This window comes from Flavobacterium ichthyis (assembly GCF_009915155.1).
GTDB lineage: Bacteria > Bacteroidota > Bacteroidia > Flavobacteriales > Flavobacteriaceae > Flavobacterium > Flavobacterium ichthyis.
Genome location: NZ_JAABLM010000002.1, coordinates 189,252 through 211,737 on the forward strand (window position 1 = coordinate 189,252; position 22,486 = coordinate 211,737).

At 35.4% G+C, this 22,486-nt stretch carries 20 protein-coding genes; 18 read left to right on the forward strand and 2 right to left on the reverse strand.

Annotated features, from left to right (window positions below):
• Positions 1–57 precede the first annotated feature (57 nt).
• From GV828_RS02590 to GV828_RS02600, 3 genes are all read left to right on the forward strand, one after another.
• On the forward strand, positions 58–1,128 hold the full coding sequence (locus GV828_RS02590; protein WP_166535904.1) for a serine hydrolase domain-containing protein: 1,071 nt from the start codon (positions 58–60) through the stop codon (positions 1,126–1,128).
• A 180-nt stretch (positions 1,129–1,308) separates the two neighbouring features.
• Complete coding sequence (locus tag GV828_RS02595) at positions 1,309–1,701, forward strand: hypothetical protein (protein ID WP_166535905.1); 393 nt, start codon at positions 1,309–1,311, stop codon at positions 1,699–1,701.
• Between the two features lie 85 nt (positions 1,702–1,786).
• Complete coding sequence (locus GV828_RS02600; protein WP_166535906.1) at positions 1,787–2,947, forward strand: hypothetical protein; 1,161 nt, start codon at positions 1,787–1,789, stop codon at positions 2,945–2,947.
• A 189-nt stretch (positions 2,948–3,136) separates the two neighbouring features.
• Here GV828_RS02600 and folP read toward each other — a convergent pair whose 3' ends face one another.
• The gene (folP, locus tag GV828_RS02605; protein WP_166535907.1) at positions 3,137–3,958 is read right to left on the reverse strand and encodes a dihydropteroate synthase; all 822 of its coding nucleotides are present in this window, start codon (positions 3,956–3,958) and stop codon (positions 3,137–3,139) included.
• A gap of 98 nt (positions 3,959–4,056) precedes the next feature.
• Between folP and GV828_RS02610 the strand changes: the two genes are divergently transcribed.
• The 8 genes from GV828_RS02610 (at position 4,057) to tpiA (ending at position 8,930) form a co-directional block, all read left to right on the forward strand.
• Positions 4,057–4,599 (forward strand): DUF1599 domain-containing protein, encoded by a 543-nt coding sequence (locus GV828_RS02610; RefSeq protein ID WP_166535908.1) that lies wholly within the window; start codon positions 4,057–4,059, stop codon positions 4,597–4,599.
• Positions 4,600–4,655: 56 nt separating this feature from the next.
• The gene (locus GV828_RS02615; RefSeq protein ID WP_166535909.1) at positions 4,656–5,753 is read left to right on the forward strand and encodes a MauE/DoxX family redox-associated membrane protein; all 1,098 of its coding nucleotides are present in this window, start codon (positions 4,656–4,658) and stop codon (positions 5,751–5,753) included.
• Positions 5,754–5,756: 3 nt separating this feature from the next.
• Entirely contained in the window at positions 5,757–6,830 is a 1,074-nt protein-coding gene (locus GV828_RS02620) for an ABC transporter permease (RefSeq protein WP_394350642.1), read from the forward strand.
• Entirely contained in the window at positions 6,796–6,975 is a 180-nt protein-coding gene (locus GV828_RS13270; protein ID WP_394350641.1) for a nucleotidyltransferase domain-containing protein, read from the forward strand. Before GV828_RS02620 ends, GV828_RS13270 begins: the two co-directional genes overlap by 35 nt.
• Before the next feature lie 106 nt (positions 6,976–7,081).
• Positions 7,082–7,231 carry a HepT-like ribonuclease domain-containing protein gene (locus tag GV828_RS13150; RefSeq protein ID WP_235935401.1) on the forward strand — a complete coding sequence of 50 codons (150 nt, stop codon included), beginning with the start codon at positions 7,082–7,084 and terminating at the stop codon, positions 7,229–7,231.
• Between the two features lie 98 nt (positions 7,232–7,329).
• A complete protein-coding gene (locus GV828_RS13155) occupies positions 7,330–7,413 on the forward strand; it encodes a ribonuclease HepT family protein (RefSeq protein ID WP_317163806.1) in 84 nt (27 codons plus the stop codon).
• A gap of 260 nt (positions 7,414–7,673) precedes the next feature.
• Positions 7,674–8,174, forward strand: coding sequence for a TlpA family protein disulfide reductase (locus GV828_RS02630; RefSeq protein WP_166535911.1), 501 nt, complete (start codon positions 7,674–7,676; stop codon positions 8,172–8,174).
• Positions 8,175–8,930, forward strand: coding sequence for a triose-phosphate isomerase (tpiA, locus tag GV828_RS02635; RefSeq protein WP_166535912.1), 756 nt, complete (start codon positions 8,175–8,177; stop codon positions 8,928–8,930).
• Between the two features lie 72 nt (positions 8,931–9,002).
• On the opposite strand, the gene GV828_RS02640 is transcribed toward tpiA, so the two are convergent.
• A complete protein-coding gene (locus GV828_RS02640) occupies positions 9,003–10,220 on the reverse strand; it encodes a porin (RefSeq protein ID WP_166535913.1) in 1,218 nt (405 codons plus the stop codon).
• A 131-nt stretch (positions 10,221–10,351) separates the two neighbouring features.
• On the opposite strand from GV828_RS02640, the gene prmA reads away from it, so the two are divergent.
• From prmA to GV828_RS02675, 7 genes are all read left to right on the forward strand, one after another.
• Positions 10,352–11,185: a 50S ribosomal protein L11 methyltransferase gene (gene prmA, locus GV828_RS02645; protein ID WP_166535914.1), complete on the forward strand. Its 834-nt coding sequence runs from the start codon at positions 10,352–10,354 to the stop codon at positions 11,183–11,185.
• A 23-nt stretch (positions 11,186–11,208) separates the two neighbouring features.
• A complete protein-coding gene (locus GV828_RS02650) occupies positions 11,209–11,484 on the forward strand; it encodes an ATP-dependent Clp protease adaptor ClpS (protein WP_166535915.1) in 276 nt (91 codons plus the stop codon).
• Positions 11,485–11,562: 78 nt separating this feature from the next.
• On the forward strand, positions 11,563–14,400 hold the full coding sequence (locus GV828_RS02655) for a triple tyrosine motif-containing protein (protein ID WP_317163804.1): 2,838 nt from the start codon (positions 11,563–11,565) through the stop codon (positions 14,398–14,400).
• 253 nt (positions 14,401–14,653) lie between these two features.
• The gene (locus tag GV828_RS02660) at positions 14,654–17,713 is read left to right on the forward strand and encodes a SusC/RagA family TonB-linked outer membrane protein (protein WP_166535916.1); all 3,060 of its coding nucleotides are present in this window, start codon (positions 14,654–14,656) and stop codon (positions 17,711–17,713) included.
• Positions 17,714–17,724: 11 nt separating this feature from the next.
• On the forward strand, positions 17,725–19,203 hold the full coding sequence (locus GV828_RS02665; RefSeq protein WP_166535917.1) for a RagB/SusD family nutrient uptake outer membrane protein: 1,479 nt from the start codon (positions 17,725–17,727) through the stop codon (positions 19,201–19,203).
• A gap of 12 nt (positions 19,204–19,215) precedes the next feature.
• The gene (locus GV828_RS02670; RefSeq protein ID WP_166535918.1) at positions 19,216–20,763 is read left to right on the forward strand and encodes a PKD domain-containing protein; all 1,548 of its coding nucleotides are present in this window, start codon (positions 19,216–19,218) and stop codon (positions 20,761–20,763) included.
• Positions 20,764–20,769: 6 nt separating this feature from the next.
• Complete coding sequence (locus GV828_RS02675; RefSeq protein WP_166535919.1) at positions 20,770–22,440, forward strand: family 16 glycosylhydrolase; 1,671 nt, start codon at positions 20,770–20,772, stop codon at positions 22,438–22,440.
• The last annotated feature ends 46 nt before the right edge of the window (positions 22,441–22,486 follow it).

Here is a 22,486-nt window from a genome sequence, read left to right on the forward strand (position 1 = left end):
AACAGTCTTTACTTTTTAAACCATCGAGTGTCTAATATTAAATACTTGTGAAATCATATGAAAAATTTATATTCAGTAATATTTGTTATGCTATTTTTTGGCGGTTGTGACAAAAGCGATGATCAAGTTTTAACAAACCCTGAGACAAGCATGTATTTTCCTCTGAATTCAGGAACGGATTGGCTCACCACACCAGCTGCTGAATTAGGATGGAATACAAATGCAATCAGCGATTTAAAAATATTCCTTGAGCAAAAAAACACAAAATCGTTTATGATACTTGTAAACGGCAAAATCGTTATAGAAGAATATTTTAACGGACATACAGCAAATACGAATTGGGAATGGAATAGTGCTGGTAAAACCTTAGTAGCTGCCACTACAGGAATCGCTCAACAAGAAGACTTGTTAAACATTGAAAACAAAGCCTCTGATTTTTTAGGAAACGAATGGACCAATATGCCGATAGAAAAAGAAAATTTTATTACAATTAAAAATTTGCTAACAATGACTTCTGGTATTGATGACACAAAGCAGTTAGTTATAAAATCTAATCTAACGTATCTGGCAGATGCCGGTACAAGATGGGCATACGGAAATGTTTTTCAAAAACTAACCGATGTTATTGCACAAGCCAGCAATCAAAGTTTTGAGTCTTACTTCAACGAAAAACTTAAAAACAAAATCGGAATGAACGGATATTGGAATTTTGGACCTATTTATACCATATACCACAGCAACTCAAGAAGTATGGCAAAGTTTGGGCTACTGGCTTTGAATAAAGGAAAATGGAATAATGAACAAATCATCAATGAAAATTATTTTAATGAAAGTACCAATACATCGCAACTAATGAACCCGTCATATGGTTATTTTTGGTGGTTAAACGGAAAATCAAATTACATGATTCCGGGAGAGCAAAATATTTACAATGGATTTCTCGTAAATAATGCGCCAGCAGATATGTTCGCCGCCATGGGTGCAAAAGACCAAAGAATTTATGTGATTCCAAGCAAAAAAATGGTAATCGTAAGAATGGGTGAAGCTTCTAACACTAACAACCCCAGCTTTGCTGTTTCAGGATTTGATAACGAACTTTGGACAAAAATCAACGCAGTTATTAACTAAAACAACTGAAGTTGAAGCTTCACAAAAAAAATGATAACGTTAACAATAACTATTATTTGTCTCAAATTTTATATTAATTTCGCATCATAGTTAGTCAAACGAATAGTTTTTTCAAATGAAATTAGCGCTTTAGAAGTTTGCCAAACTTAGAACGATTAAATAATTAAATTCCAAACAAACATGAAATTAAAAAAATTACCTGTAGTATTATCCTTTTTTACCGCTTTAATTTTAACGTCTTGTTCTCATAGAATGGTAGGAACATGGACCGTGCAACGCTTTGAAACCATAACTCCTGGACAACCTGGCGTTACATTAAGTAACATTGGCACCATGGAATTTAAAAAAAATGGAAGTGGTGAAAAAAATCTGGATTATTCAGTATTGGGGATTCAAAGAGATGACAAACTACCTTTTGACTGGACTTGGAACGATGGAAAATATATCACAATCCAAGGCGAAGGCTCTGATTTATCTAAAACTTGGATTATCATTACCAATGAACGAAAATATCAAAAATGGAAAGCAACAAATGGTGCTAATAATGTTCAAACTATTGAATTAAAAAAATGATAAAAATGAGTCGCACTTCGCGGCTCTTTCTTTTTTACTTCCAAAAAAAATTAAGTATTAGCAACACAGTATAATAGTCTTACATATGAAAAATTACCAAAACTTGGCGGTTTTTTTAATCCTAACAATTCTAAGCAGCACATTGTCGTGCAGCAGCCAAAATAAAAATCCTGAAGAAAAAATACTAACAATTTCACCTAACATCAATCAAAAAATTTCTGCAAATAATGAAATAATTGCTGTTTTAGATGATTTTTTCGAAACAAAAAACAACAGTGTTTTAGAAAATAAATTCTGGTTACCTTCTGATTTTCAAAAATATAAATATCCTTTTTTAGATCTTTACAATATAGAAAACAGCAAACACGGCAAAAACTTTTTCAAACCTACTTTAATGGAAATTTTGCCCACGGAAAATTCAAATCAAAAAATCTTAAAAATTGCTTTTATTGGCCATCACCACGAAACCAATCAAAATCAAATTAAGGCGATTTACAATCTTGTTTCAGAAAATAATTCTGGCAATATAAAATTAAGTCGTTACTTAAATTTGGCCACAAAAAATTGGCAAAAACATTCAACCAAAAGTGTCAATTATTACATTTCTCCTAATAAAAAAGCCAATCAAACCGAAATGTTTTTACAACAAAAAGACATCGATTTTATTTGCACTTTTTTTGAAACCAAACCAATTGAAATCACTTATTTTTCGTGTATTAATCCTAAAGAATTATTTGAAATCAAAGGCTTCGATTATCATCCAATGATGTACATTGACAGTTCTGGAGGTTTTGCAGATCATGGCAATATTATTTTTTCGGGTAATGATTCAGAAATTTATACGCATGAAATTGTGCATATTTATATGCGAAATTTATTTCCGGAAATCAATTCGTTTCTTGATGAAGGCATCGCCACTTACATTGCCGGAAGCGGCAAATTTGATTACCAATGGCATCGGGAAAAAATTAAAAAATTACTCACGAAAAACCCTACTTTCGATTTTGCTTCCCAAACTGATATTTACGCCCGAAATTATTTTGAAAACGAAACACCTCTACCCTATTTAACCGCTGCGTTAGTCATCGAACACACGCTTCGACATTTTGGAAAAAATGCGCTAATTGATTTGCTCAATTCTAAAACAGATTTGTGGACAAGCCTTAACAAAGTGGGATTGACAAAAGAAAATTTTAACGAAAAACTTCGCAAAGAAATCAATAAACCCATCCATTCAATAAGGTAAAACAACGCAACCTTTTACAATTTTTGGCATTATAAAAAATCCAAATCATAAAAAATTTATAAGAATCATCACCTAAAATAATTCATCGATATTCAAGCATTCCGTACTTCCCCTCCTGAGAGGGATCAAAAGTGTGTTTAAGTTGAAAGGGAATTACCGATTTTTAAAAGCAAAAAAAATTTCTAAAAATTAATTCCCCCTAAGCTTCCCATACAACTTCACACATTCCACCGCTTCTTTTACATCGTGAACCCGTAAAATTTTGGCGCCTTTTTGTAGGGAAATCGTATTGAGAAAAGTGGTACCATTAAGTGCGTTCTCAGGTGTAGTTTCAAGGGTTCTGTAAATCATGGATTTGCGGGAAATGCCAGATAACAAAGGTAATTCAAGCATTTGAAACAATTCTAATTTTTGCATCACTTCAAAATTTTGTTCCAAAGTTTTAGCAAAACCAAAACCCGGATCAATAATAATATCATGAATGCCCAAACTTCTGGCTTCACTAATTTTTTCCGAAAAATAAAAAATCATTTCTTTTACAATATCTTGATAATCCGTAAGTTGTTGCATCGTTTTAGGATTGCCTCGCATGTGCATCATGACGTACGGAACTTTTAATTCTGCAACCGTTTTCAGCATATTCTCGTCGAGATTTCCTGCCGAAATATCATTAACCATCACAGCTCCAGCTTCAATTGCAGCTTTTGCCACGTCGCTTCTAAAGGTATCAATCGAAATCAAAATTTCCGGGAATGTGGCGACCAAAAGTTTGATAATCGGAAGCACTCGGGCTAATTCTTCTTCAACCGAAACAAAATCGGCATTGGGTTTACTCGAATAACCGCCAACGTCAATGAAAGTTGCGCCATCTTGCAACATTTGTCCTACTTTCGAAATTATTTTTTCCGAAGCAATATTTCTGCCACCATCATAGAAAGAATCTGGCGTCAGGTTCAAAATTCCCATCACTTTTGGCCGGCTTAAATCAATCAATGTTCCGTTGCAATTCATTTTTTAATTTTTGAAGAAGTTTTGCAGGCTGATAAAATTTTAGATTCAACCGCTTTTTCATTACTTTTGAAAAATTTCCATACAAATATAAAGCATTAATGAGCAATACTTCTCAACAATTCGATTCCATCATTCACATCTGTAGAAATTTGTACAACAATAAAATGAAGGATTACGGAGCGGCTTGGCGCATTTTACGACTGCCATCTTTAACCGATCAAATTTTTATTAAAGCGCAAAGAATCAGAATTTTACAAGAAAATATTGAACGAAAAATTGACGAAGATGAAACCGCAGAATTTATTGCCATTGTCAATTATTCTGTAATGGCGTTGATTCAATTGGAGCTTGGCGTGGTGGATCAACCGGATCTATCACCTGAAAAAGCCGCCGAACTTTATGACGAAAAAGTAGCCCTTACCAAAAAATTAATGATGGACAAAAACCACGATTATGGCGAGGCTTGGCGCGAAATGAGAGTGAGTTCGCTTACGGATTTAATTTTGCAAAAAATTCTTCGCGTTAAGCAAATTGAAGACAATCAAGGAAAAACGCTTGTATCTGAAGGAATCGATGCCAATTATCAGGACATGCTCAACTATGCCGTTTTCTCCTTGATTTTGTTGGGTTTTGCCAAATAACAACTCATTAACAACAAACTTTTCTCACAATTTATATTTTTGAAAAAAATAAAATAATGCAGCAAAAACAATATTTTTCACTTTCCATCAGAATCATCATTTCGTTTTTATTTATTATTTCGGCTGTCGCCAAAATGTATCCTTCCCCCTATTTTGCCATTTCAACTTTTGAAGTGAAACAGTTGTATCCCATGGGGTTTTCGGAAAATGTAGCCGTACTTTTTTCCAGAATTTTAATCGGAATTGAGTTGGCTTTAGGAATTTTATTGTTGCAACGTCATTATCTAAGACGATTTATCATTCCGGCAACCTTGCTGATGTTGGTCATTTTTACCGTTCATTTGAGCATCGATACCATTCAAAACGGTGGAAATTCCGGTAATTGCGGCTGTTTCGGAAGTTTGTTACCGATGACACCAATTGAAGCCATTATCAAAAACGTAGTCGCAATCGTGTTGCTTTTGGTTTACCTTAAAATCGGTCCGAAAAATAATTTTGACAAAAATAATTTCTGGGTCATCACCACTACAACTTTAGCATCGATATTGATGATTTTTATGTTGGCACCAATTCAACCTTCGCAAGTGGAAACACCACTTTTAGATTCTGAAACCGCTCACGATTTCACCGAAACTGAAAATATTTCAAACGACACAATCGCCATTCCATCAACACCAATAGTTTCAGAAGAAACAAAAACCGAAACTAAAATTACACCAGAAGTAAAACCTGTTGCAACCGAACCTACTGCAGTAAAATCAGGATATGCACAATATTTTGCTAACATTGATCAAGGCAAAAAAATCCTGGCTTTATTCGTTCCCGGTTGCGAACATTGTCGTGACGTGGCAAAAGAATTAACGGCGATGAAAGCCAAAAACAAAAATTTCCCGCAAGTTCAAATCATTTTCATGAACGAAGAAGCCGAGAAAATTCCGGAATTTTTTGAATTTGCCGGAGCTACTTATCCTTACAAAATCATTGAGGTCATTCCGTTTTGGAAATTGCTTGGAAACGGCAAAGACACGCCTGGAATCATTTACCTTTGGAACGGAAATAAAGTAAAAGAATGGGACGGCATCAACGAAAAAGAATTCAAAGGTGCCGAATTACAAAGCTTGCTGAACAAACCATTTTCCGAAATCAAAAAATAATTGATACGCTATTTGCTACATAAAATAGGTTATGCTTTGCTCACGCTTTTCGGTGTGGTCACGGTAATATTTTTCCTGTTTACCGTTTTGCCCGGAGATCCCGCCAGAATGATGCTTGACCAAAATGAAAATTCCGAGCAATTAGCAATCGTGAAAAAAAAATATGGTTTTGACAAACCCGTTTCTACCCAATATTTTTATTATTTAAACGATTTATCGCCTTTATCTTTTCACAGCCAAAATCCCGACGATTACACATTTCTAGCCAAAGAAAAATACAACGCCACGAGTTTATTTTCCATCGCCAATACTACCGTTGCCATTAAAACGCCTTATTTGCGGGAAAGTTTTCAAAAAAGCGGCAAAAAGGTCACAACCGTCATCGGCAATACTTTGCCTAATACATTTTTACTGGCACTTTTCGCCATTGTCATCGCCATCACCATCGGAATTTTTTTAGGAATTATTTCCGCTTTATACAAAAACACTTGGCTCGACCGCCTTATCGCCTTAATCAGTACTTTAGGCATGAGCATTCCGTCGTTTTTTAGTGCCATTTTATTTGCGTGGCTTTTCGGATTTTTGCTACACAAATACACCAATCTCAACATGACCGGAAGTTTGTACGAAGTAGATGATTTCGGCGAAGGATCCTACATTCAGTGGAAAAATATTATCCTTCCGGCAATCGTTTTGGGCATTCGGCCGCTTGGTGTTGTCATCCAACTCATGCGAAATTCTTTGCTCGAAACTCTCAGTCAAGACTACATCAGAACCGCACGAGCCAAAGGCCTTTCCGAATATAAAATCATCGCCAAACACGCCGTAAAAAATTCCTTAAATCCTGTTGTAACCGCCATTTCCGGATGGTTCGCCAGCATGTTAGCAGGAGCCGTTTTCGTAGAATATATTTTCGGTTGGAACGGTCTCGGAAAAGAAATCGTTGAAGCCCTCAACACCCTCGATTTGCCCGTCATCATGGGTTCGGTCATCGTCATCGCCACCACGTTTGTCGTCATCAACATCTTAGTCGACCTCGTTTATGCGTGGCTCGATCCTAAAATTCGGTTGGGATAAAACGATATCAATCAGTTTTTGTTACATTCGCTTTGGATCTTCTACAACGGACAAATTCGACGAACATGCCAGCGACATCGATTTATTGGTTGAAGGGAACACACCCGATGCTATCAAGCGGGGCGAAAATTTATTGATTTTATGAGATAAATTAGAAAAAATCTTCCAGATAAAAGTTGACTTAGTGACAAATTCGTCAATTAAAAATGTGTTTCTTCGAAAAAACATCGACGTCTTAATAATATTGATTTATGACAGAAAAGAGCATAAAATATTTATATGATGTGTTGATGGCAATCGACCTGATTGAAGAATTTACTTTAAATATCGGATTCGAAACTTACAATAGCGACAGAAAAACCCAAAGTGCTGTCGAAAGGCAATTGGCGATAGTTGGCTAAGCTTTAAATCAATTTAAAAATCACACAACAATTTCACAATTGAAAACGACCAACAAATAATTTATTTTACAAACCGTCTCGTTCACGCTTACGAAAGCATCGACAATGCAATCGTTTGGGCAATTGTCAAAAAACATCTACCACCTTTAAAAGAAGAAATTATTACACTTTTAGAGCAATAATTTTTTTTTCAGGAGCCAATCACTAGGTATTTTTTAATCCATTTTCCCGCTTTCGGCTTTAGGCTTCCGCTTCACTACAGCGCTATCGCCTCTCCCGACGCTTCGGGACGGGGCTAAGAAAAAACTTTAAAGATTTTTTAATCGTCGGTAGTAAAAGTACGAAAACCTTTGCGTAAAAAATTAATACCAAAACCAATGATTCAGCAAGTTTTTTTCCAAAAGGAAACCTTATATTTGCTTATCTTAAATTGTTTCAAATCATGAAAAAAATATTCGCGACACTCGTTTGCATCCTTGCCATGTCTTCTTGTTCGCAAGCGCAAAAAACGGAATTTGCCCCAGAAGCTTTATCCGAAAATTTGTTAGACCTTAACGGCAACGAAATTTCTTTTCAAGAAATCTTAAACCAACACAAAGGTAAAACGATTTTAATCGACGTTTGGGCTTCTTGGTGTAGCGATTGCATCAAAGCCATGCCGAAATTCAAGGAAATGCAAACTAAAAATCCAAAAGCCGTTTACGTTTACATTTCAATGGACAAAACCGCCGAAAAATGGAAAACCGGAATCGAGAAGTATAATTTGGGAAACCAAAACCAATATTTGGCAAAGGACGGAATGAAAGGTGTTTTCGGGAAAGCAATCGACTTAGATTGGATTCCTCGTTACATCGTAGTCGATAAAAAAGGAAAAATCGTCATTTATCGTGCCATTGAAAAAGATTTTGACAAACTAAATGCTACATTAAAAAAACTAAAATAAATGAGAACAAAAATTGTTGCCGGCAACTGGAAAATGCATAAAAACGCCGAAGAAACTGAAGATTTATTAAACGATTTGATTGATAAATTACCAAACGATGTAGAAGCCAGAATCATTGTGGCGCCAACATTTACCAACCTTTCTTCAGCCGTAGAACATTTGCAGTTTACTAACATTGGCGTTGCTGCACAAAATATGCATCAAGCAGAAGCTGGAGCTTTTACCGGAGAAATTTCGGCTAACATGTTAAAAAGCATTGGCGTGGACATTGTGATTTTAGGCCATTCTGAAAGACGTGCTTATTTTCATGAAACCGATGCACTTTTGGCAGAAAAAGTAAACACGGCTTTAAAACACGAGATGGAAGTGATTTTTTGTTTTGGCGAAGAATTAAAAGAACGTCAATCGCAACAACATTTCAATGTAGTTGAAAACCAATTAAAAGATGCGCTGTTTCATTTGGAAAAAAATGCATGGAAAAATATTATTTTGGCTTACGAACCCGTTTGGGCCATTGGAACCGGAGAAACCGCTTCACCAGAACAAGCTCAGGAAATGCACCAATTTATCCGTAGAACCATTGAAACAAAATTTGGAAGAGAAATTGCTGATGAAGTATCTATTTTATACGGCGGAAGCGTAAAACCTGAAAACGCTAAAGAAATTTTTTCTCAACCAGATGTTGACGGTGGTTTGATTGGTGGAGCTGCTTTAAAAGCCACAGATTTTGCCGCAATTGTTGAAGGTCTTGCATAAAAAAATATTGCCCATATTAAAAAACCAAAACGCCCGCAAAACTGCGGGCGTTTTTAGCTATATATATTAAGATTAAATTCCAATTTCTACTTGAAATCTTACGTACCAATTTTGTTTAGAACTTCCGTCAAAATAATTCAAATCGTCTAAAGTGACTTCGCCTTGCAATTTAAAAGCGTGTTCCCAGAAATATTTGGTCAAACCAATGCTGTATTGTTTAGCATCTGGTGCTAAAGTTTGAATATCTTCGTGAACTTTTTGCGTAGAAAATCTTCCTATGATTTCGTAATTGGTGGGAAACAAATAGCTGGCTTGGTAGTCAAATCCGCTTCCGGTAAATACATATTGAAAATCAGTAATATCGTCCGGATTAAAAGTGATAGCGTTATCAGCGGTTCTGCTCATATAACTCGACATGAAAGCCCAACCTTGGTATTTCAGCATGGCATCGGCAAAAACAGATTTCATCGTTCTAGGTTCAAATAAATCATCACCTAATTGTCCTTGTGTTCTTTTTGCCATATTATTTTGCTGAAAACCAGCGGACAACATCAGTTTAGGTCTTTTTTCTCGGGCAATATCTCCTTCAAAATAAACACCCTCTTTTGTAAAAGCACCAAAAGGCAACAGTTCCACTTTTCCTGTTAATGCCACGCCATCGTCTTTGGTTTTGGTCCAATTTCGACCTTCACCTGTAGAAACCGCCGTTTTTACATTGTAGGAAAATTTGTCGGCATATTCGTTTAAATAATGTGCTTGAAAACCAAAATCACGGTCAATGGTAAATCTCGCATTATTAATTGTACGATCAGTTAATTGTAAAGCTCCGGATGAATTGATACGTTGTCTGTTGCCGGGAAGTTTGGTTTGTCCAAAGCTAAAACTCCAGGTTTTATTAGGACGATAATACACTACCGCATCACGAATAATGTTAACATTTTCGCCTTCTTCAATTTCACCAACATCTCCAGGAGCAAACGATAATTGTAATGCATATAAAAATTTCGGATTTCCTACATAACCGTCAAAACGCAAACGCAAACGCCGAATTTGTCCGTCATAAGCAGGATTTTCGTCTTCGTTTTGAATGTAGGAAACCCTGTTTTGCATCCTAAAACGAATGTTGAGCTGAAAAATACTGTCGGGAGAAGTTAAACCTAAACCTCTACCAAAATTATAGTACGGCAAAGTGGGTAATTTTAAATCATTGTCTTTGGTTTCAACTTTCACGATTTGCGCATTTGCGTATGTTGAAATTATCAAGACAACAATTGCTGCTAATTTTTTCATTTGAGAGAAATGTAGTTTATTAGCGTGCAAAAATACTAACTTAAAAGGTTAATTCAATCACTAATGATAAGTAAAACTACAGGAAAATAAAAAATTCTCGCAGGCAAATAGTACCTTTGCAAAAAAAAATTATGGCAGTAAATTATATTGGATATCATTTTAAAGTTGAACCGAAAGACATTGGAACGGAGATTTTGATCGCTGAATTAGGCGAAAAACCCTTTGAAAGTTTTATTGAAACCGAAGAAGGATTTTCGGCATACATCCAAAAAAACCTTTGGACAGAAAATGTTTTAGATGATATTCAATTGTTTGAAAATGAATCATTTAATATTTCTTATACTGTTGAAGAAATTGAGCAAGTAAATTGGAACGAAGAGTGGGAAAAAAACTTTGAACCTATTGATGTAGACGGAATTTGCCACGTTCGGGCGCCATTTCATGAAAAAACCGATGCCAAATTTGACATTGTGATTGAGCCAAAAATGTCTTTTGGAACGGGTCATCACGAAACGACTCACATGATGATTCAGCACATTTTGGAAAATAATTTTGAAGGAAAAAAAACCCTAGATATGGGATGCGGAACTGCTATTTTAGCAATTTTGGCCGAAATGAAAGGTGCCAAACCTATTGATGCCATCGACATTGACAACTGGTGTTATTTAAATTCGATTGAAAATGCAGAACGTAATAATTGTAGCGAAATTTCCGTTTATGAAGGTGATGCATCAATTTTACCTGGCAAAAAATATGATGTGATTATTGCCAATATCAACCGTAATATTTTGTTAAATGATATGCCGCAGTATGTAGATTGTCTCAACGATAATGGCGAATTATATTTAAGTGGTTTTTATGAAGAAGACATTGAAGCCATCCACCAATCTTGTGAAAGTAAAGGGTTAACTTTTGTTAAAAAACACCAACGAAATAATTGGGTTGCTCTAAAATATGTAAATTAGCCACATTATAAAATAGAAGAAAAATGAGTACGAGAGAGAAAATTTTAGAAGAAGTTTTGGTGGAAGAAGCCATTGATTTAAACAACGAAATCATTCTCTACAATGATGATGTAAACACTTTTGACCATGTGATTGAAACTTTAGTAAAAGTTTGTAATCATACTTTAGAACAAGCGGAACAATGCTCCATTTTAGTGCATTACAAAGGAAAATGTACTGTTAAAACGGGTGTTTTAGCCGAATTAAAACCACAATGTTCCGCGCTTTTAGAAGCCGGATTAAGTGCCGAAATAGTTTAAAAATTAAATAGCATCCCTTACCGGATGCTTTTTTTTTTACCAAAATTTAAAATAATAAAGTGAGATTTTTAAGGCAAATTGTATATTCGTAGCTACAACCAAAAATACGGAATTGTTTTGCTTGAAAAATATTTTCTACTACCGTTATTACTGCTATTTTCTTTTGGCTTTAGCCAAGAATTACCGCCAATCATTAAATTTTCTTCCAATAATTATCAAGGCGGAAATCAAAACTGGATGATTACTCAAGACCACGAGAATATGTTGTATGTGGCCAACACCGAAGGATTGCTGCAATACAACGGTTCTTCATGGACGCTTTATCCATCACCAAATGAAACTATAATCAGATCAGTAAAATACGCAAATGGAAAAATTTATACGGGTTGCTATATGGAGTTCGGTTTTTGGACAAAAACTAACAACGGACGACTTCAATACACGTCTTTGAGTAAAAAGGTTTCGAAAAATATCATTGATGACGAGCAGTTTTGGAATATTATTGACTATGATCATTATGTCATTTTTCAGTCGTTAAACCAAATTTTTATATATAACACAAAAAACAATAGTTTCTCGATTATTAAGCCAACTGGTGCAATTTTAAATGCTTTTAAAGTTGGAAATTCTATTTTTTATCAAGTTTACTCCGAAGGTTTATTTGAAATAGAAAACGGTTGCGGTAAATTGTTTTCCAACCAAGAAGTGTTGAAAACCAATAAAATCATTAATATTTTTCCGGGGAAAAATGGTCTTTTGTTGCAAACTCAATTTCAAGGATTTTATGAATTAGAATTGGGAGAATTAAAAAAATGGAATATTCCGGCAGATCAATTTTTGAGCAATACGAGTATTTACAGCAGTCAAAAATTACGCGATGGTGGATTTGCCTTGGGAAGTGTTTCTAACGGAATTTTTATTTTGAATGCTAACGGAAGTGTGCGATACCATATTACGCAAAACAAAGGATTGAGCAATAATACGGCTTTGTCAATGTTTGAAGACCATGAAAAAAATATTTGGGTTGGCTTAGACAATGGAATTAACTGTATTAACCTTGATTCGCCGGTTCGAACTTTTGCAGACGATACTGGATTTTTAGGAACGGTGTACACTTCCATTCTTCACGAAAATCTTTTGTACGTGGGAACCAATCAGGGTTTGTTTTACAAAAAATTTAATTCTGACGAAAATTTCACATTTATTAATCAAACTAAGGGGCAAGTTTGGTCGCTATTTTCTTACGATGGAACGCTTTTTTGTGGCCACGATTCGGGAACTTATATTGTAAAGGGTAATGCCGTAAAACAGATTTTCAACACTTCTGGAACATGGAAATTTGGACAAGTTGAAAGCAACAAAGAAATTTTATTACAAGGAAACTATCACGGAATTTCAGTTTTACAAAAAATAAATGACCAATGGACTTACAGAAATAAAATTAAAGGCTTCGATTATTCATCAAAATATTTTGAACTCAGTTCTCAATCAGAAATTTATGTAAGTCATGAATATAAAGGCGTTTTTCGACTAAAACCCGATTCAGGATTTTATCAAACTAATGGTTTTGAAACACTCAATAAAATAAAAAAAGGCAAAAATGCAGGATTAATTAAGTACAATGGCTCGATTTATTATGCTTTTAAAGGAGGAATTTTTAAGTTAAATGATAAAACAAAAACATTTGAGCGTGATGAAGATTTAAGCCGAATTTTCGACCGCGACATTTATACGTCCGGAAAAATGATGGCCGACAATGCCAATCGTTTGTGGCTATTTAGTAAAAATTATATCAATTATTTTTCTTCGGGAAAAATGAATAATTCATTAAAGCACAATATTATACCTATTCCTTCATCATTAACAAATTCAATGTTAGGTTATGAAAATATTACCCAAATTTCCAATACGCTCTACTTGGTTGGAACCGCTGATGGCTATTATACAATTGATATTAATGACTGGAAATTTCATGAATATAAAGCATTTTTAACAGCAATAAATGTTAGTAAACCTAATGAATCCGGACGATTTGCTTCACTTCAAAATGGAACTGAATTCAAACATTTTGAAAATAATATTACCTTTTTTCTTACCGTTCCTGAATTCAATAAATATGTCATTCCTGAATATCAATATCGCTTGAAAGGGTTTAATGATAACTGGAGTAACTGGAATTTAGAATCTAATATTACTTTAAAGAACTTGCCTCCTGGAGAATATTTGTTTGAAGCCAAAGCTAAAATTGGAAAACAGCTAAGCGAAAACTTGATTTCTTATCAATTTATAATTTTAAAACCTTGGTACAGAACTAATTTAGCGAATGCCATTTATTTGATTATAATGTTTGCATTGGCTTATTTCATTAATAAAGCTTATAAAAACTATTTCGAGAAACAACAAACCAAATTAATAGAAGAGAATAACCGTTTACTGGAAATAAAAGAGTTAGCAAGCGAACAAGAATTAATGAAAATTAGAAATCATCAACTCGAGCAAGAATTTGAAAGTAAAAATCGAGAATTAGCAGCTTCAACTATGAGTTTAATTAAGAAAAATGAACTTTTAAGTTTGATAAAAGATGACCTCAAAAAATCCGAAAGTGATCGAAATATTAAATCCGTAATTTCTACAATCAACAAGAATATTAGTGAAGAAGATACATGGAATGTTTTCAAAGATGCATTCAATAATGCTGATAAAGATTTTCTTAAAAAAGTAAAACAATTACATCCTTCGCTTACACCAAATGATTTACGTTTATGTGCTTATTTAAGATTAAATTTATCATCCAAAGAAATTGCTCCTTTGTTAAACATTTCAGTCCGAAGCGTGGAAATAAAACGATATCGTTTGCGTAAAAAAATGGAATTACCACACGAAGAAAGCCTTGTAGAGTACATTTTATCAGTTTAAATTACCACAACAACAATAGAAATTACCTCAACATTACCACAACATTAACGTTGTAGATTACGTTTTTTTGTTATGATTGGCATATTGTAAAAAAAAACTTAAATCTCTTAAAGGGTTGTTAATACAACGATTTCGCTGAATAATTAAAAATTTTTGGTCATTATTTTTTCTTTGTATATTTTTTGTTGTGGTTCATTTTGTGAATTTACTATTTCTTAACACTAATTTTAAATATCACAAAAAACAAACCAATATGAAGTCAAAAATTATCCTAAATCTTCTTTTGTTTATTTCTGCATTTGGGTATTCACAAAATGTGGAAATTAACGGAAAAGTTACGGAAGCACCTACCGGATTACCGCTTCCTGGTGCAACAGTCATGGTAAAAAATGGCAATCAATCAACAATTACGGATATGGATGGTAATTTTTCCATTTCCGCTTCAGAAAATGCTACCTTAGTGATTACTTTCGTGGGATTTAAAACCATCGAAACAGCAGCCACTTCTGGACAAAACCTTTTAATTTCTTTGGAACCAGATGCTGAATCTTTGGATGAAGTAGTCGTAATTGGTTACGGAACACAAAGAAAACGTGATGTTACCGGTGCCGTAGGTATTGTAGATTCTAAACAAATTGAAGATTTAAAACCCGTAAAAATCGAACAAGCTTTGCAAGGTACTGTTTCGGGGGTAAACGTTACCACGCAAGGTGGACGACCTGGTGCTTTTCTAGACGTAAGAATCCGTGGAATTGCCACTAACGGAGACAACACTCCAACTTTTATCGTAGATGGAAACATTTTGAAAGAAATTGGCCTGTTAAACCCTAATGACATTGAAAACATTACCGTTTTAAAAGACGCTCAAGCCGCAATTTACGGTACGATTGGAGCTAATGGGGTAATTATTATCACAACAAAATCAGGTAAGAAAAATTCTAAACCTACTTTATCATACAATACTTATTTAGGTTTACAAGAAACTTCTCGTAAGCTTCCAATGCTTAACGCTACTGAATATGCACTTTTATTGAACGAAAGTTATGCAAACTCTGGAAGTCCATTGCCTTTTCCAAATGTTTCGGCTTTAGGAGCAGGAACAGATTGGCAAGACCAAGTTTTTGAATCCTCAGTTCCAATCGTAAGCCATGACATATCACTTCGTGGAGGTTCGGAAAAAATCACTTACAACGTGAGTGGTTCGCATCTTGACCAAGGCGGAATTGTTGGCGGTCACAAATCTAATTTCCTTAGAAATACTGCCAGAATTAATTTGAACGCGGACATCAGCGACAAATTGAAGATGCAAGCGAACGCTACTTATATGTATGTAAGTTCAAGAACATTTAATGAAAATTCTTTAGGTTCGGTATTGTTTAACGCCATTAACACGCCTTCTATTTACAGTCCTTTTGACGCTGACGGAAATTTTACGGTGTTGCCAACAGGTAGCGCTTCGGTTCCGGGAAGTAATTTAGGGAACGAAATTATCAACCCTTTGGCACAAATTGACAATACCTTTAATTCTTATTTCTTAAAAAGATTAAACGGTTCATTTTCAATAACTTATGAAGTTATTAAAGATTTGAATGTTACCGGAAGAATTGGTTTTGAAACATCTGACAGCGAAGGTCGTGTGTTTAACAAACAAGTAAGTTACGGCGGAAAAGTATTTGACAATCCACGAAGCAGTGTGAATCAAAACGCCATTAACGACAACAGTTACACATTTGATTTGTATGCGACTTATTCTAAAGTTTTTGCTGAAAAACATAATGTGACAGCAACAATAGGGCAACAAGTTTACAAAGAATACGGAAACGGGTTGTATGCTACTGGATTTGATGTCCCAAATAATAGTTGGGAAAATGCCGATATTAGTTTAACCACGGGTACAAGTCCACAAATTACTTCAGGATCAAGTAATTATGACGAAAGACGTTTGTCACATTTTGCTCGCATTCAATATGATTATGACGGAAAATATTTACTATCAGGAATCATCAGAAGAGATCTTTCAACGCGCTTTGGTCCAAATTTTCGAGTTGCTTATTTTCCTTCAGCAACGGCAGGTTGGGTAATCTCTGAAGAAAATTTCTTTCCAGAATCTAAAAATTTAAGCTTCTTAAAATTACGTGCCAGTTACGGTTTAACCGGAAACGACAAAATTCCATCCAACGCATATGTTAATTTATTGGGAGGTGAAGCAGAATATGTTTTTGACAACAACTTGGTGAACGGTGTAGCTCCAGGACTATTGGCAAATCCTTTTGCAAAATGGGAAGAATCCTTAAAATTTGACGTTGGTTTAGATTTCAGATTGTTCAATGACAAAGTTGATATCACAACCGATTATTTTATTGACAAACGAAAAGACTTACTTATCCCAGACGTACCTGTTACTGGAATTACGGGAATCGCTGGACCAGGTGGAAGATTACCAGTTATTAATGCCGGGGATGTCACGAACAAAGGTTTTGAGTTTGCCATTTCTTACAAAGACCAAATTAATGACAATTTACGTTTTAACATTGCTTATAATGTGACTACCTTGAAGAACGAAGTAACTCGCGTTGACAACGGTACAGGATTTATCCAAGGAGGAAATTTTGGAACTTCAACCATTACTTCAAGAATGGAAGCCGGTTATGAATTAGGTTATTTCTTCGGCTATCAAACTGATGGAATTTTTCAAAATCAAGCTGAAGTGGATGCACATCCTTCACAATTACTATTGGGAGCTAATGCACAACCCGGAGATTTGCGTTTTGTAGATGTGAATGGTGATGGTGTGATTAATGCTGATGACAGAACAGATATAGGATCGCCAATTCCAGATGCTACAATGGGATTAAATTTCACTTTAAATTACAAAAATTGGGATTTCACCGCTTATGCATTTGCCTCAATTGGTAACGACATGGTTCGTGCTTATGAAAGAGCCATTCCAGACGTGAACAAAATGAATTATGTATTGGGAAGATGGACTGGCGAAGGTTCTACTAATAGTATTCCGAGAGTGACTAATGGTACAACTGCCAATAATATTTTCTCAGATTATTTTGTAGAAGACGCTTCATATGTAAGAATCCAAAATGTACAATTGGGTTACACTTTAAACCAAGATTTTCTGCAAAAAGCCGGAATTTCTAACGTACGTGTTTACGCTTCCGCAAATAATTTATACACATTTACAAAATATAGAGGTTATGATCCTGGAGCTTCAAGTGGAGCCCCAATTGGGGGTGGCGTTGACAATGGCTTCTACCCTATTCCAAGAATTTACATGTTCGGATTAAATGTTAACTTTTAATCACTAAAAAAATGAAAAAAAATATTTTTATAGCCCTTATTGCTATCAGCTCATTTTCTACCATTACCATTTCATGTAGTGATGAATTTGTAGAAAGAAAACCCGCCTATTCTTTAGGTGCCGACAACTATTTTAACAACGAGGAAGAATATAATATGGCGCTAATAGCAGCGTATGATATTTTGCAGTCCACTTACGTAAATGTACTTTTAGGCGAAATCGCTTCAGATAATACCTTAGCAGGTGGAGAAAGTGCCAACGATGTTGTAGGGTTTCAGCAAGTTGACGAAATGATTCACAATCAAATCAATCCAAATATAAAAAATGTTTGGGACTGGATGTTTGCAGGAGTAAATAGAGCAAGTTATGTATTACAAAACAAAGACAAAGCTGATTTCCCGAATAAAGCTCACGTTATCGCCGAAGCACGATTTTTAAAGGCTTATTTTATGTTTGAACTGGTAAAATGGTTCGGGCCAATTCCTGTAAAAGAAGATGCAATTTTTGTTTTAGGCGATGAAAAAACATTGCCACGTGAATCCGTTGAAAATGTGTATGCCGCTATTCAAAATGAATTGATTATGGCAATTCCTGATTTAAATACGATTCCAGCGCAAAAAGGTCGCGTTACGAAAGGTGCGGCTCAAGCTTTGTTAGGGAAAGCATATTTGTATGATAATAAATTCAATGAAGCTACTCAAATTTTAGAAGAATTAATTTCTGTTACAGGAGGATATTCGTTGGTTTCAAATTATGACACTTTATTTGAGGTTGCTGAAGAAAACGGAGTAGAATCAGTTTTTGAAGTACAATATACTGACATTCAAGGTGCTGGTTTCGAATGTTTGCAATGTTCCGAAGGAAATGTAGCAGTTGGGTTCAACGGACCAAGAAATTACTCAGGTCCAAGATTTTCTTCTGGATATAGCTTTAATGTGCCCACACAAGAAGTTTATAATGCTTTCGAAGCAGGAGATTTACGCAGAGATGCAGCTATTTTAAATATTGAAGCCTGGGCTGCAACAACCGGAGCTTCATACGGAATAGGATATAAGCACACAGGATATTTCAATAAAAAATACATCCCAAGAACTCGTTCATCTGAAGCCGCAGGAGACCTTAATCTTACCAATCCAAACAATTATCGCGCTATTCGTTATGCCGATGTTTTACTGATGGCAGCCGAAGCATATAATAAAATCGGCAATGATACTAAAGCCAGAGAATATTTAAACCTGGTTAGAAGAAGAGCTTTTGGCGATACTAATCACGACATTAATGCAAGTGGTCCAGCTTTAGGCGAATTTATTCAGGAAGAAAGAAGGTTAGAATTTGTTGGAGAAGGTCATCGTTTTTTCGACTTAGTAAGAACTGGAACTGCAGCCGGAACCATCCCAGGCTTTACAGCTAACAAAAATGAAGTTTTCCCAGTACCTATTGAAGAAATTCAATTTTCAGCTGGAAATTGGCAACAAAATCAAGGCTACTAAATTATAAATCATATGAAAAATTTTAAATATATTATTGGTCTATTTTTGCTATTTGCAATAGGCTGTAGCGACGACAATAACGATTTAGGGTTTGTAGAAAATGCAGAATCCCCTAAAAACATCTCGGCATTATTTACCATAACACAAGACAATTCAGGCTTAGTAACCATTCGTCCAAATGGTGAAGGTGCTACACAGTATAAGGTAGATTTTGGAGATGGAACGCCGCAAAGCGAAATATTTCTACCGGGACAAACTGTCAATCATTCCTATGCAGAAGGAAATTACACAGTTTCAATCACAGCAACAGGAATTAACGGCAAAGAAACTGTTTATACTCAACCGTTAACTGTATCATTTTTAGCACCAACTGATTTAGATTTGGTCGTAAATCCAGAAAATGGAAATCCGTTTCAACTCAATTTCTCTGCAACGGCAAACCTTGAAACCTATTTCGAAATTTATTTTGGAGAAGACCCTGATCAAGAACCGGTTCAATTCAATGAAGGACAAACCGTTTCTCATACTTATGCTAACATTGGAACTTACCAGGTACGATTAATTGCTTACAGTGGAGGTTCAGCAACAACTGAAATCATTGAGGAAATTACCATTTTTAATCCACTAATTTTACCCTTAAACTTCGAATCAACCACTCTTAATTATGCATTTGGAGATTTCGGTGGAACTTTTTCAGAAGTTGTAAATAATCCAGCTCCATCCGAATTTAATGCTTCTTCAAGAGTGGGAAGACACGTAAAAAACAACGGTGCTGAAACTTGGGGTGGAACCACAATCGCCCTTGACGAACCTGTAGATTTTTCTACAATGACAAAAATTTCAATGAAAGTTTGGTCACCAGTTGCTGGAGCAGTTGTAAAATTAAAATTCGAAAATTTAAACGATGCCAACATTGCCATGGAAGTGGATCAAACTACTACCGTTGCTAACGGTTGGGAAACTTTGGTTTACGATTTTGGAACGGTAAATAACGACAATGCTTACCAACGTATCGCTTTATTTTTCGACTTTGGAAACAACGGGAATGGCGCCAACTATTATTTCGATGATATCAAGTTAACTTCAGGCGAAGCGGTTTTAGAACTTCCCGTAACATTCGAAAATAATTCAATAAACTATAATTTTACGAACTTCGGTGGAGCTGGTGCTGGTCCGGTTGCAAACCCAAATCCATCTGGGATTAATAATAGTGCAAATGTCGCGGTTTTTAACAAACCAAACGGTGCCGAAACATGGGCAGGAACATTTCTAACATTTCCCGACGCTTTAGATTTTTCAGTTTTGCAAAAAATAAAAATGAAAGTGTGGTCGCCTCAATCGGGAATCACTGTGATGATGAAATTAGAAAACGCCGATGCTTCTCAATTTGTGGAAGTTCCCGTAGTAAATTCCGTTGCAAATGGTTGGGAAGAACTCACCTTTGACTTTACAGGAATTAATACTGCTAACCAATACGTAAAAATAGTGTTGTTCTTTGATTTCAACGTAGCAGGAAACGGAGCAAGTTATTATTTCGATGACATTAAACTTTCAAACTAAAAAATTATGAAAAATATTGTATTAAAAATAACGGTTTGCCTTACATTTTTTGCAGCCTTTTTTGCCTGCCAAGAAGATGATAAAGCTTTCGGAGACCTTACTGCACCAAGCAACCTCGCTGTTGAAGCTACCATTGCAGGTCAAAGCGTTGAGTTTCCAGATGGAGATGGAACAGGATTCGTTAACTTCGTAGCGACAGCCGAAAACGCAATCAGCTACAAATACATTTTTAGCGATGGCACGAGCATCAATTCGCCTTCAGGAATTTTGAGAAAACGTTTCACTTTAAATGGAACTAATACCTATACAGTTACCGTAATTGCATCAGGACGTGGTGGTGTTGCATCAACTATTACAACTGAAGTAACAGTTTTTAGTGTGTTCGATGATCCCGAAACAAAACAATTATTAACTGGTGGTACAACTAAAACTTGGTACTTTGCCGCGTCAGAACCTGGACATTTAGGTGTAGGACAAAATAATAGTGATGGTAGTGCAAATTTTTATCCAAATTATTATTCCGCTGCTCCTTGGGAAAAAGCTGGCTCTCCAGATAGCGATTGTTTATACGAAAACGAACTTACATTCACCCTAAACAATGACATGATTTCGTACCAATTGAATAATGGAGGAAGAACTTTTGTAAATGCCGCATATTTAGGAGATTTTGGAACTTCTGGAGGTTCTGATTTGTGTATGACATACGACTCTTCCGGAATTAAAAATGTAAGTCTAGAACCAGCTGATTCATTTGTTGTTCAAAATAATGTTCCAAACCAAACGACTGGAACCCAAATGACATTTTCGGACAACGGTTTTATGGGCTATTATATTGGTCAAAGTACTTATGAAATTCTTTCTATCACCGAAAATAGAATGGTTGTGAGAGCTGTAATGGGTAACAATCCAAGTTTAGCATGGTATCATATTTTTGTAAGCACAAGACCTGTTCAAGGGGGAACAACTCCAGATGTGGACTATACTAATCTAGTATGGCAAGATGAATTTGACATTCCTGGAGCACCTGACAATTCTAAATGGAGTTACAATATAGGAAATGGCAACAATGGATGGGGAAATAACGAATCTCAATACTACACTGATAGACCAGAAAACGTAATTGTTGAAGATGGTTTACTAAAAATTAGAGCTAGACGCGAAACTTTTTCTGGATTTAATTTCACATCATCTCGTTTAGTAACCGAAAACAAATTTGAGTTTACGTACGGTAAAGTAGAAGTTAGAGCAAAATTACCGACTGGTGGTGGAACTTGGCCAGCAATCTGGATGTTAGGGCAAAACTATGCAACAAATCCTTGGCCAAATTGTGGAGAAATTGACATCATGGAACATGTTGGAAATCAACAAAACACCATCCATGGATCACTCCACTACCCAGGAAATTTTGGTGGAACAGCAAATACAGCCTCAACAACTATAAGTAATGTTTCCTCTGAATTTCATGTTTATAAAGTAATATGGAGTCCGGACTCAATAAAATTTTATGTAGATGATCAACCGGCATTTCACACTTATACGAATTCAGCATCGAGCCCGTTTAATTTAGATTTTTTCCTGATTTTAAACGTGGCAATGGGCGGAAATTTTGGCGGAGCCATTGATCCTGCATTCACGCAATCAACCATGGAAGTAGATTATGTAAGAGTTTACCAATAAAATTACTTTTTTAAAAGCCGGAAAATTTATTAAACCTTTTCCGGCT

Coding starts and splice junctions, on each gene's coding strand:
- GV828_RS02590 (WP_166535904.1), top strand. CDS start 58: ATGAAAAATTTATATTCAGTAATATTTGTTATGCTATTTTTTGGCGGT.
- GV828_RS02595 (WP_166535905.1), top strand. CDS start 1,309: ATGAAATTAAAAAAATTACCTGTAGTATTATCCTTTTTTACCGCTTTA.
- GV828_RS02600 (WP_166535906.1), top strand. CDS start 1,787: ATGAAAAATTACCAAAACTTGGCGGTTTTTTTAATCCTAACAATTCTA.
- folP (WP_166535907.1), bottom strand. CDS start 3,958: ATGAATTGCAACGGAACATTGATTGATTTAAGCCGGCCAAAAGTGATG.
- GV828_RS02610 (WP_166535908.1), top strand. CDS start 4,057: ATGAGCAATACTTCTCAACAATTCGATTCCATCATTCACATCTGTAGA.
- GV828_RS02615 (WP_166535909.1), top strand. CDS start 4,656: ATGCAGCAAAAACAATATTTTTCACTTTCCATCAGAATCATCATTTCG.
- GV828_RS13270 (WP_394350641.1), top strand. CDS start 6,796: ATGCGTGGCTCGATCCTAAAATTCGGTTGGGATAAAACGATATCAATC.
- GV828_RS13150 (WP_235935401.1), top strand. CDS start 7,082: ATGACAGAAAAGAGCATAAAATATTTATATGATGTGTTGATGGCAATC.
- GV828_RS02630 (WP_166535911.1), top strand. CDS start 7,674: ATGAAAAAAATATTCGCGACACTCGTTTGCATCCTTGCCATGTCTTCT.
- tpiA (WP_166535912.1), top strand. CDS start 8,175: ATGAGAACAAAAATTGTTGCCGGCAACTGGAAAATGCATAAAAACGCC.
- GV828_RS02640 (WP_166535913.1), bottom strand. CDS start 10,220: ATGAAAAAATTAGCAGCAATTGTTGTCTTGATAATTTCAACATACGCA.
- prmA (WP_166535914.1), top strand. CDS start 10,352: ATGGCAGTAAATTATATTGGATATCATTTTAAAGTTGAACCGAAAGAC.
- GV828_RS02650 (WP_166535915.1), top strand. CDS start 11,209: ATGAGTACGAGAGAGAAAATTTTAGAAGAAGTTTTGGTGGAAGAAGCC.
- GV828_RS02660 (WP_166535916.1), top strand. CDS start 14,654: ATGAAGTCAAAAATTATCCTAAATCTTCTTTTGTTTATTTCTGCATTT.
- GV828_RS02665 (WP_166535917.1), top strand. CDS start 17,725: ATGAAAAAAAATATTTTTATAGCCCTTATTGCTATCAGCTCATTTTCT.
- GV828_RS02670 (WP_166535918.1), top strand. CDS start 19,216: ATGAAAAATTTTAAATATATTATTGGTCTATTTTTGCTATTTGCAATA.
- GV828_RS02675 (WP_166535919.1), top strand. CDS start 20,770: ATGAAAAATATTGTATTAAAAATAACGGTTTGCCTTACATTTTTTGCA.